The 12,699-nt window shown below is 68.1% G+C and carries 15 protein-coding genes; 5 read left to right on the forward strand and 10 right to left on the reverse strand.

Annotated features, from left to right (window positions below; genetic code table 11):
* Positions 1-32 precede the first annotated feature (32 nt).
* The 3 genes from NO878_RS02240 to cdd form a co-directional block, all read right to left on the reverse strand.
* Complete coding sequence (locus tag NO878_RS02240) at positions 33-836, reverse strand: nucleoside phosphorylase (protein ID WP_256404333.1); 804 nt, start codon at positions 834-836, stop codon at positions 33-35.
* Positions 837-894: 58 nt separating this feature from the next.
* Positions 895-1,026 carry a hypothetical protein gene (locus NO878_RS02245; RefSeq protein ID WP_256404334.1) on the reverse strand — a complete coding sequence of 44 codons (132 nt, stop codon included), beginning with the start codon at positions 1,024-1,026 and terminating at the stop codon, positions 895-897.
* Positions 1,027-1,147: 121 nt separating this feature from the next.
* Complete coding sequence (gene cdd, locus NO878_RS02250) at positions 1,148-1,561, reverse strand: cytidine deaminase (RefSeq protein ID WP_256404335.1); 414 nt, start codon at positions 1,559-1,561, stop codon at positions 1,148-1,150.
* A gap of 87 nt (positions 1,562-1,648) precedes the next feature.
* Between cdd and NO878_RS02255 the strand changes: the two genes are divergently transcribed.
* Positions 1,649-1,864: a DUF8142 family protein gene (locus tag NO878_RS02255; RefSeq protein ID WP_256404336.1), complete on the forward strand. Its 216-nt coding sequence runs from the start codon at positions 1,649-1,651 to the stop codon at positions 1,862-1,864.
* On the opposite strand, the gene NO878_RS02260 is transcribed toward NO878_RS02255, so the two are convergent.
* The 7 genes from NO878_RS02260 to NO878_RS02290 all read right to left on the reverse strand — a co-directional run bounded on the left by NO878_RS02260 (position 1,861) and on the right by NO878_RS02290 (position 9,350).
* Positions 1,861-2,445, reverse strand: a complete 585-nt coding sequence (locus NO878_RS02260; protein WP_256404337.1) for a GNAT family N-acetyltransferase — start codon at positions 2,443-2,445, stop codon at positions 1,861-1,863. The genes NO878_RS02255 and NO878_RS02260 overlap by 4 nt on opposite strands.
* Positions 2,446-2,485: 40 nt before the next feature.
* Positions 2,486-3,883, reverse strand: a complete 1,398-nt coding sequence (locus NO878_RS02265) for a short-chain fatty acid transporter (RefSeq protein ID WP_256404338.1) — start codon at positions 3,881-3,883, stop codon at positions 2,486-2,488.
* Between the two features lie 101 nt (positions 3,884-3,984).
* Positions 3,985-4,680, reverse strand: a complete 696-nt coding sequence (locus tag NO878_RS02270) for a long-chain fatty acid--CoA ligase (RefSeq protein WP_256404339.1) — start codon at positions 4,678-4,680, stop codon at positions 3,985-3,987.
* The gene (gene dnaJ, locus NO878_RS02275; protein WP_256404340.1) at positions 4,680-5,843 is read right to left on the reverse strand and encodes a molecular chaperone DnaJ; all 1,164 of its coding nucleotides are present in this window, start codon (positions 5,841-5,843) and stop codon (positions 4,680-4,682) included. The genes NO878_RS02270 and dnaJ overlap by 1 nt, the downstream gene beginning before the upstream one ends.
* A gap of 51 nt (positions 5,844-5,894) precedes the next feature.
* On the reverse strand, positions 5,895-7,796 hold the full coding sequence (gene dnaK / locus NO878_RS02280) for a molecular chaperone DnaK (RefSeq protein ID WP_256404341.1): 1,902 nt from the start codon (positions 7,794-7,796) through the stop codon (positions 5,895-5,897).
* Between the two features lie 162 nt (positions 7,797-7,958).
* Positions 7,959-8,564 carry a nucleotide exchange factor GrpE gene (locus NO878_RS02285; protein ID WP_256404342.1) on the reverse strand — a complete coding sequence of 202 codons (606 nt, stop codon included), beginning with the start codon at positions 8,562-8,564 and terminating at the stop codon, positions 7,959-7,961.
* 45 nt (positions 8,565-8,609) lie between these two features.
* A complete protein-coding gene (locus NO878_RS02290) occupies positions 8,610-9,350 on the reverse strand; it encodes a proteasome assembly chaperone family protein (RefSeq protein WP_256404343.1) in 741 nt (246 codons plus the stop codon).
* A 97-nt stretch (positions 9,351-9,447) separates the two neighbouring features.
* Here NO878_RS02290 and cofD point away from each other — a divergent pair, with 97 nt between their 5' ends.
* The 4 genes from cofD to NO878_RS02310 are packed head-to-tail and all read left to right on the forward strand — an operon-like array spanning position 9,448 to position 12,690.
* A complete protein-coding gene (gene cofD, locus NO878_RS02295; protein WP_256404344.1) occupies positions 9,448-10,440 on the forward strand; it encodes a 2-phospho-L-lactate transferase in 993 nt (330 codons plus the stop codon).
* Entirely contained in the window at positions 10,440-11,213 is a 774-nt protein-coding gene (locus NO878_RS02300; RefSeq protein WP_256404345.1) for a tRNA-dihydrouridine synthase, read from the forward strand. The genes cofD and NO878_RS02300 overlap by 1 nt, the downstream gene beginning before the upstream one ends.
* Before the next feature lie 38 nt (positions 11,214-11,251).
* Positions 11,252-12,085 (forward strand): triphosphoribosyl-dephospho-CoA synthase, encoded by an 834-nt coding sequence (locus NO878_RS02305; protein WP_256405450.1) that lies wholly within the window; start codon positions 11,252-11,254, stop codon positions 12,083-12,085.
* Positions 12,082-12,690, forward strand: coding sequence for a DUF447 domain-containing protein (locus NO878_RS02310; protein ID WP_256404346.1), 609 nt, complete (start codon positions 12,082-12,084; stop codon positions 12,688-12,690). Before NO878_RS02305 ends, NO878_RS02310 begins: the two co-directional genes overlap by 4 nt.
* Positions 12,691-12,699 lie beyond the last annotated feature (9 nt).

Here is a 12,699-nt window from a genome sequence, read left to right on the forward strand (position 1 = left end):
AGGGGTGTTGAAACGGCGCCGAACGGCGACGACTACAGCGAGAGGTCGGCGTGCCACGCCCCGGCGTCCGCCGTCTCGCGTCGCTCTCCCATCCGGTGGAGGAGCGCGGCCGCGAGGCTGCCTACCTCCGCGGCTCGGCCTTCCCCTTCGGTCCGGAACTCGCCCGTCGTCCGGTTGGCGAAGGCGGTACACACCTCGCCTGCCCGGAGGCCATAGAGGTTCGCGAGTGTCAACACGGCACTCGCCTCCATCTCGATGTTCTTGACGTTCGCCGCCCGCAGGTCGTCGAGCAACGAGCCACTTCCCGGCGCCTCGAACCCTTCGAACCCCGGGCGCGCCTGGCCGGCGTAGAAACTGTCCGTACTCAGGGTGATCCCACAGTGGTAGTCGTACCCGAGGCGTTCGGCGGCCGCTACCAGCGCCGAGACGACCGCGTGGTCCGCGACGGCTGGATACTCCGGCCGGACGTACTCCTTGCTCGTTCCCTCACCCCGCACCGCGCCGGTCGTGATGACCAAGTCGCCCACCGATATCTCGGGGTGAATGGCGCCACAGGAGCCTACCCGGAGAAACGTCTCCGCGCCGACGCGCGCGAGTTCCTCGACGGCGATGGCGGCGGAGGGACTCCCGATACCCGTCGAGGTGACCGAGAGCGGCGCGTCCTCGTACGTTCCGGTCGCCGTGCGGTACTCGCGGTGGGTTGCGACCGTCTCCGCGTCGTCCCAGCGGTCGGTCACGACGTCGACCCGGTCGGGGTCACCGGGGAGCAACACCGTCTCGGCGACATCCCCCGGCGCGACTTCGAGATGGTACTGGCGCTCGCTCTCGTCTACCATGCAAGCCCCTACGGCGACGGGGCGAAAATAACTGCGGTGGGCGACGCTCGACTGCCGGTTACTGGTACTCGGGGACGACCCAACTACAGCTCGAACAGGCGTGGATCCCTTGGACGTTCAGTACCTCGTTTTCACAGGACGGACAGGCGGCTAGCTCGGACGGATCGGTGGATCGACTACTGAGGCTCATCCTGATAGTACGGTGTCATCCACAGCATAAAAAGCTGCTGTGGGTATGTATTCCATATCGGTAATACTGTTTAAGGTATTTTGCTATATCTGACTACAATGCCCGAACGTTGGCTATTTTGCTACTTTCCGCCACGTTCCGCAGCTTCGAGGGTTCCGGTGTCGATGGCGGCGGGGAGCAGTTCGCCCAGGGTGTACTCGCTCACGCGCCCGTCACCCTCGTCACAGCGAATCGGCAGGTCGTCGTCACAGAACTCCGCGAGCGTCTGCCGACACATTCCGCAAGGAGTTACGCCGTCGCGGGCGCCCGAGGCGACGGCGAGGGCGTCGAACGACCGGTGACCGCGTTTGACCGCCTCGGCGAGCGCGACTTCCTCAGCGTGGAGGCTGTTGCTGTAGTTCGCGTTCTCGACGTTACAGCCGGTGAACACGGTGCCGTCGGCGGTCCGAAGCGCCGCGCCGACGCGGTAGTCGGAGTAGGGGACGTACGCGGCGTCGAGGGCCGCCCGAGCGCGTTCGACGAGTTCGTCGGTCATGCCGCGCCCGTACTCGCTATGGGCGCATAGGGGTTGTCCCCGACGCGTACCCGAGGGACTTTTACTCGCGCAACGACGACTCTAACTATGGCACTCTCCGAGAGCGAAGCGCCGACGCCGAACCGCCGGCGCGCACTGCTCGCGGTGACGCCCTTCCTGTTGCTAGGGCTCGCCGACGTTCTCCTCTTGCTGTTCTGGGGGATCGAACCCCTCTGGGCCTTTGCCATCCTCCCGCCGATCCTCTTTTCGACGGTGCTCGCGTGGCTGGCGTTCAGCACCGACTTCCTCGAAGACCGGACCTAGCGCCCGGTGTCGTATTTGTAGGTCGCGCTGTCCGGATCGATCCCGAAGTCCTCGGCGTCGGCCTCCGTCGACTCCGCGCCCACCTCGTGGGGGCTGGCGTTCTTGAACGCCTCCCGCAACTGTGCGGGCATCTCGAACGTGTCGACGTCGAGGCGTGTCGCGACGGCGTCGGGTTGGACCGACTCCCGTTTCTCCGCCAGTCGCTCGCGTATCCGCGCCGGAAGGGCGTCCGACTCGACCGGTTCGAACCCAAACTGGACGAGGTAGTTCGGCTGGTCGGTCACCGAGTAGACGACGTCGAACTCCTCTGTAGCCGCCGTCTCGACGAGGCGCTCGACGACGTGTGCTCCCACTCCCTGACCGCGCCACGCGGGCAGCACGCCGACACCCGTTAGCTCACAGTAGTCGCCGTCCTCGGTCTTGTGGATGCGGACGCGGCCGAACCCCGCCCGCTCGTCTGTCTCCTCGTCGACCGCGATGACGTAATCCCGGGATCTGAAGGCGACATCGTCCAGGGCCATCTCCTCGATGTGGTCGAGCAACCAGGCCTCGTCTCTGTTCTTGGCGTCCCGGACGTACATGGCCCGACGTAGTGAGCGGCGAACTAAAAGGATTTGCCGGTCAGTACGGCAGGAAGTAGAGTCCGACCGCGAACACCGGAAGCAACACCAGCATGACGACGATGGTGTAACCGAGGATGTCCCGCGCGCGAACCTGTGTCAATCCCAACAGCGGGATGGCCCAGAACGGCTGGAACATGTTCGTCCACATGTCGCCCACGCCGTAGGCGACGATGGCCTTCCCCGGCGCCACGCCGAGTTCGACCGCCGCACTCCCGACGACGCCGCCGATGATGCCCCACTCCCCGCCCCCGCTGGGGACGAACAGATTCATCAACCCACCGAGCAGCCACGCGATTACCGGAAACGTCTGCGGTGTCGCCACCGCGAGCAGCCCCTCGGCGATCAGATCGGAGAGCCCGGAGTTGCTGATGATTCCCAGAATCCCCGCGTAGAAGGGAAACTGTAGGATGATTCCGGCCGCACCCTCGGTCGCGTCACGGATCGTCTCCATGTACGCCGCCGGCGTCTTGTGTAAGAACAGCCCGAGTGCGATGAAGGTGAAGTTGAACACGTTGAGGTCGAGCGCTTCGCCGATGCCGCCGGCGTTGACGAAGTAGTTGATCACGTACACCATCATCCCGATGCCGATGAGGTAGGCGACGGCCCGACTGTCGTTGATCCGATCCGCCGGTGACCGGGGGGCGTTCGCCGTGGCCGTCGTCCCGCCGTCCGAGACGGCCTCCTCGGGGTCGTCGCCGCGGAGGAGTTCCGGTGCGTACTCCTCGATGCCGGTCGCGTCCTTCTCGTCGGGGGCGAGAAACGCCAGCACTGGGACGACCGTCACAAACACCAGGACGGCGATGCCAAACGCGTAAATCGTGAACACACTCTCGTTGAGCGGGACAATGCCGATGACGTCCTGGAAGGGGTGACCGTCTGTCGCCGACAGCAGCCCTGCGCTCGTCGACGGGCCGACGTGCCAGATGGTCTGACTCGTGTAGCCCGCCGCACAGAGGATGGGATAGTGGAACGTCTTGCCTCGTTCGTGGCCCGCCCGCGCCACGAAGATGGCGAAGATGGCCCCGACGATGAGGCCGATGCCCCAGTGGAAGTAGCCAAAGAGCAACGCGACGGCCGCCACGAGCGCCGCTGCCTGGGTGTTCGTGTCCGGCACCGCCGCGAGTCGATCCAGATAGCTACTGACGAAATCGGAGTCGGCGACGGCGTAGCCCGTGACCAGAATCAGCACCATCTGCATCGCGAAGGTCAACAGCGTCCAGAAGCCGTCGTACCAGTTCTGGATGTTCTGATAGGGACCGTCGGGTGTAAGCGCAATTGCGGCGACGTACGCAATCAGCGTCAGGATCACCGCGAACAGGAACGGACTCGGGACCCACCGCTCCGACCAGTCGGCCATCGAGCGACCGAACGATTGTACCCGCTGTCGTGTTGACATCGATACTCCCATCCGACATGATCTTTGGATATAAAGGTATGGTGCCCGGTGACGTTGGTCGTGACTCCGAGGCGTCGGTGATCGACCTCCTCACCCGCGTCTCACACCGAGTCAAGGGCGATGTGGCGGGCCTCGGGGACCTCGGTGTCGCTCACCGCCACCGGCGCCGCCGTCTCCGGTCCGGGGAGGACGACTGTCCCGCCTGCGAGCAACGGGGCGATCACGCCCGCGATCACCGCCCGCGGATCGGCGAGCGACGCCCGAAGCGCGACGGCCGTCTCGTCGTCCAGCCCTGCCGCGTCGACGACAGTCTCGGCCCGCGTCGACAGGTCGCGGTGTGACCACGTCCGCTCTCCGCGGATCAACGCCGGATCGTCCGGTGACCGCTCGCCGGGGGGCATCGCAGGGTTCTCGCTCCAGACGACCTTCTCCCAATGGGTCGTCGTCGTCGCCGCCGGCGCCCCGCCGTAGACGAGAACCTTCCGCCCGTCGACGTCGAGTTCGGTCTCTCGGTCGACGTGGCCCATCACGACCCGTGCGTCGGCGTCGACATCGAACGTGACGGGGGCGCCGAGCAGCGCCGCTCCGAACAGCGTCTCGACGACCGGTGGCGCCGGATCGGGCGCGAGCGCCACCCGTGCCCCCTCGTGGACGCCCAGATGGCTGAGTGCGTGGCCGGCCTTCCACGCCGTCGTGCAGAAATCGCGGTAGCTCACCGCGCGGTCCCGGGTCACGACACGCAACGCGACCCGGTCGCTTCGCCGGTCGCGGCCGACCAGATCACCGAGGACGCACATCAGAAACTGCTCTTGATCCGCTCGAAGAAGCCTTCCGTCACGTCGACCTCCTCGCCGCCGGCCTCGGCGAACGCTTTGAGCGCCTCGCGTTGTTCCTCGTTCAGGTCGTCGGGTGTCACGACCTGCACCTGTACGTAGAGGTCGCCACGGCCCCGCCGCCGGAGTCGCGGCATGCCCTTCCCCTTCAGGCGGAACGTCTCGCCGCTCTGGGTGCCCGCGGGAACGTCCATCTCGACGCTGCTGTCGATGGTGGGCACCTCGACGGTGTCACCGAAGGTCGCCTGCGGGAAGGAGATGGGATGCTGATAGCGGAGATCGTCGCCGTCGCGTTCGAAGTCCGGGTGGTCGGCGACCGACACCTCGATCAGCAGGTCGCCGTTCGGCCCGCGGTTCTGTCCCGGTGCGCCCTCACCCTCCATCCGGAGGGTCTGCCCGTCGCGGATGCCGGCCGGGATGTCGACCGAGAGCGTCGACTCCTCGCGGATCTGCCCCTCGCCGCTACAGGTCGAACACGTCTCGCTGTAGAGAGAGCCATCGCCGCCACACCGGCGACAGGTCCCCGTCTGTTGGACTCGCCCGAACGGCGTCTGTTGCACCTGCGTGACCTGCCCGCGACCGTCGCAGTTGGGACACGTCCGCGTGTCGGCGTCCGGCGGGTGACCCTCGCCGCCACAGTCGGAACACCGCGACGGCCGCGTGACGGTGAACTCTCGTTCCACACCCTCGAACGCCTCCTCGAGGTCGAGTTCGAGGGACGTGCGGAGGTCCTGTCCCTGCCGGGGTCGGTCGCCGCCGCCACCGCCGCCGCGGCCGCCACCGAAGAACTGCTCGAAGATATCTTCGAAGCCGCCGGCGCCGCCACCCGCGCCGCCGAAGGGGTTGCCGCCACCGGCGCCGGCGCCGCCACCTGCGCCACCGTCGAAGCCGCCGCGCTTTTCGGCCTGTTCGAAGCGCTCGTGACCCATCTGGTCGTAGGCCTGCCGCTTCTCTTCGTCGGTGAGCACCTCCTTTGCCTTCTGTATCTGCTTGAACTTCTCCTCGGCGTCGGGGTCGTCGCTCACGTCCGGGTGGTACTCCGAGGCCTTCTTGCGGTACGCCGCCTGGATGTCCTCCTCTGAGGCGTCCCGGGATACGCCGAGCACGTCGTAGAAATCCTCTGTCATCAGTTATCCATCCGTATCGTCCCTACCTATTTCAAAAACGCGGCTCGGGGACTACTCCTCGTCCTCGTCGTCTTTCTCCTCGAAGTCGGCGTCGACGTACTCGTCGTCGGCACCGGCGTCCGGGCCGGGACCGGCACCTGCGCCGGGACCGGCACCCGCACCGCCCATGCCAGCGCCTGCACCGCCGGCGCCGGCCTGTGCCTGTTGGGCCTGCTCTTGGTACATCTGCTTGCCGATCTCTTGGAGTTCCTCGGACAGCGCCTCCGTCACGTCCTGCAGTTCGTCGGCCGTCGCGTCCTCGTCGTCGAGGGTCTCCTCGACGTCCGCGATGGCGTCCTCGACGGACCCTCGGATCTCGTCGTCGATCTCCTCTTCGTTTTCCTCGAGGAGCGTCTCGGCGCGCTGGATCGAACTCTCGGCGTCGTTGCGGGCCTCGATCCGCTCACGGCGCTGCTGGTCCTCCTCGGCGTGTTCCTCGGCCTCTTCCTGCATCTGCTCGATCTGCTCGTCGGAGAGACCGGCACCGCCCTCGATGGTGATGGACTCGGCGTTGCCCGAGCCTTTGTCTTCAGCCTCGACGTTGACGATGCCGTTCTCGTCGATGTTGAAGCCAACCTCGATCTGGGGCGTTCCCGCGGGCGCCGGCGGGATGCCGGTCAGCTGGAACTCGCCGAGCAGTTCGTTCTCCTCGGCGATCTCGCGTTCACCCTGGAAGACCCGCACCTGCACCATCGTCTGGTTGTCCGCCGCGGTGGTGAAGATCTTCGACTCCTCGGTCGGGATGGTGGTGTTTTTCTCGATCAGACGCTCGAACAGACCACCCTTGACCTCGATCCCCAGCGACAGGGGCGTCACGTCCAGCAGGACGATGTCGTCGACCTCGCCGCCGAGAACGCCGCCCTGGATGGCCGCGCCCAGCGCGACCGCCTCGTCGGGGTTGACGTTTTTCTTCGGCTCCTGACCGACGAGGTCCTCGACCTTCTCTTGGACCTGCGGCATCCGCGTCGACCCGCCGACGAGGATGACCTCGTCGATGTCGCCTTTCGAGTAGCCGGCGTCCGCCAGTGCCTGTTCGGTTGGCTCGACCGTCCGCTCCAGCAGGTCGCCCGTCAGCGACTCGAACTTCGCGCGGGTGAGCGACGTTTCGAGGTGGATCGGGCCGTCGTCGGTCGCGGTGATGAAGGGAAGGTTGATCTCCGTCTCCTTGCGCGAGGAGAGTTCAACCTTGGCCTCCTCGGCGGCGTCGTTCAGCCGCTGGAGGGCCTGGCGGTCCTCGCGGAGGTCGATCCCGTGGTTGCTCTCGAACTCCTCGGCGAGATGGTCGATGATCGCCTCGTCCCAGTCGTCGCCCCCGAGGTCGTTGTCCCCGTTGGTCGCGACGACCTCGTAGACGCCGCCACCCAGATCGAGGACGGACACGTCGAAGGTCCCGCCACCCAGGTCGAACACGAGGACGGTCTGGTCGGACTCGTCGTCGAGACCGTAGGCCATCGAGGCCGCTGTCGGCTCGTTGACGATGCGCTCGACCTCGAAGCCGGCGATCTCGCCGGCGTCCTTGGTCGCCTGGCGCTGCCGGTCGTTGAAGTACGCCGGCACCGTGATGACCGCCTTTTTGACGTCGTCGCCGAGGTACTCCTCGGCGTCGCGTTTGATCTTCTGGAGGGTCATCGCCGAGATCTGCTCGGGTGTGTACTCGTCGTCGTCGATCTCGACGGTGTAGTCCTCCTCACCCATGTGGCGCTTGATCGACTGGATCGTGCGCTCGGGGTTCTGGACGGCCTGATTTTTCGCCGGCTTCCCGACGAGTCGCTCGTCGTCGGTGAACGCGACGACGGAGGGTGTCGTCCGATCACCCTCGCCGTTTACGATGATCTCCGGATCGCCGCCCTCCATGACCGCGAACGCGCTGTTCGTGGTCCCGAGGTCGATGCCCAGAATTTTGTTGCTCGCCATCTTGTCCGTGATTACCGGTTTAGTTCGGTTAAAGGTTACTAGACGGCCCGAATTCGTCGTCCGAACCGGGCCGCTCCCGTCTCCCGATTCGACGGTTGCGCGTGGGTCGTTACCAACACCATTTATGTAGAACTGCAATCCACCGGGACCGCCCCGGCCGCGTTACGCCGAGTCGTCGCTGACCGTCACCTGTGCTTCTTGGATGACCGATCCCGCCATCTCGTAGCCCGGGCGGAACACGTCGGCGATAGTCCCTTCGGGTTCGTCGCTCTCGACTTTCATCATCACCTCGTGGCGGACCGGGTCGACCTCGTCGCCGGCCGAGGGCTCGATGGCCGCCACGTTCTCCGATTCGAGGACCCGGTCGAGCGACGCCAGCGTCGACTCCACGCCGTCTCGGATGTCGACGTCGTCGTCCTGTTCGAGCGCTCTGACCAGGTCGTCACGCACCGGGACCACGCGGGCCACGAAATCCTCCGTCGCACGCTCCTTGAGCTGCTCTTTTTGCTCCTCGGTGCGCTTCTTGTAGTTCTGGAAGTCGGCCTGCTTGCGCTTCAGTCGTGACTCCAGGTCCTCGGCACGGTCCCGTTCAGCCTCCAGTTCCGCTTCGAGGCCCTCGATCCGTGCTTCGAGGTCCTCGACGGCCGCGCCGAGGTCGGCGTCGTACTCGGCGACGCGGTCAGCGAGGCTGGTCGTCTCGTCCTCGCCGTCGTCCGCGTCGGGGGCGTCGCCGTCGGTCGTCGTTCCGTCCGCCGCATCCTCTTGCATGGTCGAAGGAAACGCCTCGGGTCGCTTAAGGCTTGCAGAACGCGCTCACTGATACATCCCGAGCGGCCGCGCCTGCGAACTCGTCTCGTCGGCCTCCTGCATCTGTCGGGCCAGCCGCCGTTTGGCACTCCTGATCTCCGCCGCGCGGTCGGTCAACTCCGCGACTGGCACCGTCGTCCCCACCAGCGGTCCGATCCCCTCCTGAAGCAGGTGGGCGGCCGCTTCCGGGTCCGGGAACTGGGGTGTCGCCTCCACGATCAGTCCGACGGCCGTCCGGTCGGTCCGCACCGCGTGATTCAGGAGCGCCCCCGTCGGCCCCGACACCAGCCCCGACTCCTCGGGGGACTCGATTCCTACGGCCGCGAGGCTGTCGCTCCCGCCCGCGGTGCCGACGCCGTACATCGCGGGTGTCGTCCCTTCCTCACGTTTCCGGCCGATGCCGCTCAGGTAGACGTGTGTCCCGCCGCCGCCGTCCCACGCCGACAGGCACTCGGCGAACTCCAGGGCGGCCGGCGGCGTGACCGGCACGTCGCTTCGGAGGGCCAGCAGCTCACGCTCTTGGTCGGCGTACAGTCGAACGGGCGTCACCAGTTCGCGGTCGTCGCCCTCGTAGGTCGCCACCGGCGGCAACCCCTCGCAGTGGACGTTCGCGTAATGTACCATCTCGAACGTCTCCGCGAGGTGGTCGGTGGCGAGTTTGCCCACGAGACCGACCCCCGGTAGTCCCTCGACGAGCGTCGGGTCGTCGAGCGATACGTCGTCGCGGAGTACCTCGATATCGCCCATAGGTTGGTCTTCGGTCGGAGGGGTCCTAAGCGTGGCGCGTGACCGAACGGGCTTCCCGACCCCAAAGGCACAAAGCCGCCCGTCCGCTACGGCGCGCATGGTCACGTTTCTCGCCGGCGGGACGGGCACGCCCAAACTCCTCGACGGCGTGGGCGCCGCCTTCGATCCCGAGACGGTCACGGTCGTCGCCAACACCGGCGACGACGTGGAACTCGGCGGTCTGCTGGTCTGTCCCGACCTCGACACCGTCCTCTTCGGTGGCGGGGGGGTCCTCGACCGCGAGCGGTGGTGGGGCATTGACGGTGATACGACCGCGACCCACGACGAACTCGCGCGAATCGCCGACGCCGCCGACCTTCCAGACGGTCCGCGGTATCTTCCGCCTGATCGACAGACTGCCGGTCGACGGCTCGCCCGCTGGCGGCGGTTCTCGGGGGTCGCCGAATTCATGGAGATTGGTGACCGTGATCGGGCGGTCCACCTCACCCGTACCAGCCTGCTGGACGAGGGGGTGTCCCTGACCGCGGTGACCCGCCGTCTCGCCGACGCCTTCGACCTCACGGTCGACCTCCTGCCGATGAGCGACGACCCCGTCGCCACCATCGTCCACACTGAGGACGGCGCGATGCACTTCCAGGAGTACTGGGTGGCACGCCGTGCCGCCCCCGCGGTCGAGGACGTCGAGTTCCGGGGCGCCGCCGACGCCGCACCCACCGCCGCGGTCCGTGCGGCGCTCGACGACCCGGTCGTGATCGGCCCCTCGAACCCGGTCACCAGTGTCGGGCCGATCCGCGCGCTCCCCGGTGTCGAGGATGCCCTCGCCGACGCGCCGGTCGTCGCCGTCTCGCCTTTCATCGAGGACCGCGTCTTCTCCGGGCCGGCCGACGACCTCATGCGCGGTGTCGGCCGCGAACCCTCGACCGCCGGCGTCGCCGACGCCTACCCCTTCGTCGACGCCTTCGTCCTCGACACCGACGACGGCACGGCTCTCGACCGCCCGGTCGTCCGCACCGACACCCGGATCGACGACGCGGCGGACGCCGAACGCGTCGTCGGCGCCGTCGCGTCGGCGCTCGCGGAGGTGACCTGATGCTCGCTCTCGCCAGCCTCAGCGGCGCCGCCGACGCGGCGTGGGCGCGACACGGCGCACCCTTCGCCGACCTCGCCTTCCTCGGCGGCCTCGCCCTCGACGCGGAGAGCCGTGCGGCCGCTCGCGACTTGGTTGCCCGCGGCCGCGAGGAGTTTCTCCCCGACGACCCGCTCTCGTTCGCCGACGCCCAACTCGCCGCGCTGGCGGGCGCGCCGATCCGTCCCGGGCTGAACGTCCGGAGTGCGACTGTCGACCCGATCCGGGCCGCCGCGACCGTCTGTGCCCGCCACGACGCGGTCGTCGAGATCAACGCCCACTGCCGGCAGGCGGAACTGTGTGCCGCCGGCTGTGGCGAGACGTTACTTCGCGACGCCGACCGCCTCGCCCGCTACGTCGCCGCCGCGGCCGAGACGGGCGCGACCGTGAGCGTCAAGGTGCGCACCGAGATCGACGGCGTCGACCTGCCGGCGACCGCCAGACGGGTCGCCGCCGCAGGGGCCGATATCGTCCACGTCGACGCCATGGACAGCGAACCTGTCGTCGCCGACGTCGCCGCCGTGACGCCTGACACTCGCGTCCTCGCCAACAACGGCGTCCGTGATCGGGAAACGGCGTGGGAGTACCTCGCCTACGGCGCCGACGGCGTCAGCGTCGGCCGGCCGAGCGACGACCCGGCGGTGCTTCGGCGGGTCGCCCGCGCCGTCGACGACTGGGACCGCCGGGCCGCCGAGCCACCGACGGCCGACCGCCGCGACGGGAGGGTCTTGGAGTGACCGACGCGGCTCGGTCGGCGGCGCACCCCCGGCCCGGGATGTCACCGGTCGATCACGCCGAACTCGCCCTGTTGCTGGAGGTGGCGAGTACGCCCAAGCCGGGCAACGTCGACCGTCGTCGGGACCACGCGGACCTCCGGTTCGAACACTTCCTCGCGGGTGCCGTGGGCGCCCGCCCCGGTCTCGGCGCGGCGGCCGATCCCGACCGCCCGCTCGGCGACGCCTTCGAGCGTGCGGTCCAGGGCATGAGCCAGCAGGACGGCGACAACACGCAGTTCGGCTGCCTCCTCTTGCTCGTCCCGCTGGTCCGGGCCGCCTCGACGGATCGACTCTCGCCCGCGGGCGTCGACGCTGTCGTCGACGCGACAACTGTCGACGACGCCGTCGCCTTCTATCGCGCGTTCGAACACGTCGACGTGGCGGTCGACGACCCGCCGCCGGACGCGACGGCCCTCGACGTGCGCCAGGGTGCCGACGCGGAACCGGCGATCAGAGAGCAGGGGGTGACGCTCGCGGACGTGATGGCCACGAGCGCGGACCGCGACGGCAACGCCGCGGAGTGGACGGGAGGCTTCGAGCGGACCTTCGCGGCCGCCACCGCCGTCCGCGACGATACGGGGCCGGTCACCGACCGTCTGGCCCGCGCCTTCCTCGACCTGTTGGCCGAGCGGCCGGACACACTCGTGGCCACCGAACACGGCTCCGAGACGGCCGCAGCGGTGAGCCGACGGGCCGCGGCCGTCCGCGGTGACCTCGACGCCGCCGAGGATCTGGCCGCGCAGTTCCGCGCCGAGGGGATCAACCCCGGGACGACCGCCGATCTCACCGCGGCGGCGGCCTTCGTCGCGCTCGAACGGGGGGTGCCGGTGTGACCGCCACCGACGGCTGGCCGGCCGACCTCGCGGGGGTCACCGAGTCGGTGGTGGCGACGCTCGGCCCCAACGAGCGCTGGAATCAGGCGGCCCTCGGCCTCCACGCGCCCGAGGAGGCGGACGACCCCGTGACTGCGACGACGTGGGGTCACACGCGAACCCGTGGCAACTTCGAGCGGCGGGGTGGTGGCGTCGTCCAGTTCACGACCGACCCTCGCGAGTTCGTCGCCGCTGCCCTCGACGTGACCGAGACGGACGAGCCGGTTCGGGACGGGGCGGCGGCGTGGGTCGAGGTGACCGCCGAACGCCTCGACGAGGGGGAAGAAGGCGGCACCGAGTGGGTACGCTGGGCGCTCACGCCGGCCGAGGCGACGGTTCGGGAGCGACGGGTACCGACGATCAACCGCGGGTTCTACGCCGTCATCGACGCGACAGTGGCGGCCTCGCGCCTCGACGTGCCAGCGTACGACACCGACGCCCTGCTCGACCGCCTAGCGTACTTCGCGGAGACGGTCGAGCGGTGTGGCGGGCCGGCAGAGCGTGAAGCCTTCGACCGGATCGACGAACTGACCGACTGGCGTGCGCGGCGGAACGAATCGCTTTAGTGGCCCAGT

It is taken from the genome of Haloplanus ruber, from assembly GCF_024494725.1.
GTDB lineage: Archaea > Halobacteriota > Halobacteria > Halobacteriales > Haloferacaceae > Haloplanus > Haloplanus ruber.

Coding starts and splice junctions, on each gene's coding strand:
- NO878_RS02255 (WP_256404336.1), top strand. CDS start 1,649: ATGGCACTCTCCGAGAGCGAAGCGCCGACGCCGAACCGCCGGCGCGCA.
- dnaJ (WP_256404340.1), bottom strand. CDS start 5,843: ATGACAGAGGATTTCTACGACGTGCTCGGCGTATCCCGGGACGCCTCA.
- NO878_RS02300 (WP_256404345.1), top strand. CDS start 10,440: ATGCTCGCTCTCGCCAGCCTCAGCGGCGCCGCCGACGCGGCGTGGGCG.
- NO878_RS02270 (WP_256404339.1), bottom strand. CDS start 4,680: ATGTGCGTCCTCGGTGATCTGGTCGGCCGCGACCGGCGAAGCGACCGG.
- NO878_RS02290 (WP_256404343.1), bottom strand. CDS start 9,350: ATGGGCGATATCGAGGTACTCCGCGACGACGTATCGCTCGACGACCCG.
- cdd (WP_256404335.1), bottom strand. CDS start 1,561: ATGACCGACGAACTCGTCGAACGCGCTCGGGCGGCCCTCGACGCCGCG.
- NO878_RS02305 (WP_256405450.1), top strand. CDS start 11,252: ATGTCACCGGTCGATCACGCCGAACTCGCCCTGTTGCTGGAGGTGGCG.
- NO878_RS02260 (WP_256404337.1), bottom strand. CDS start 2,445: ATGTACGTCCGGGACGCCAAGAACAGAGACGAGGCCTGGTTGCTCGAC.
- NO878_RS02285 (WP_256404342.1), bottom strand. CDS start 8,564: ATGCAAGAGGATGCGGCGGACGGAACGACGACCGACGGCGACGCCCCC.
- dnaK (WP_256404341.1), bottom strand. CDS start 7,796: ATGGCGAGCAACAAAATTCTGGGCATCGACCTCGGGACCACGAACAGC.
- NO878_RS02245 (WP_256404334.1), bottom strand. CDS start 1,026: ATGAGCCTCAGTAGTCGATCCACCGATCCGTCCGAGCTAGCCGCCTGT.
- cofD (WP_256404344.1), top strand. CDS start 9,448: ATGGTCACGTTTCTCGCCGGCGGGACGGGCACGCCCAAACTCCTCGAC.
- NO878_RS02265 (WP_256404338.1), bottom strand. CDS start 3,883: ATGTCAACACGACAGCGGGTACAATCGTTCGGTCGCTCGATGGCCGAC.
- NO878_RS02240 (WP_256404333.1), bottom strand. CDS start 836: ATGGTAGACGAGAGCGAGCGCCAGTACCATCTCGAAGTCGCGCCGGGG.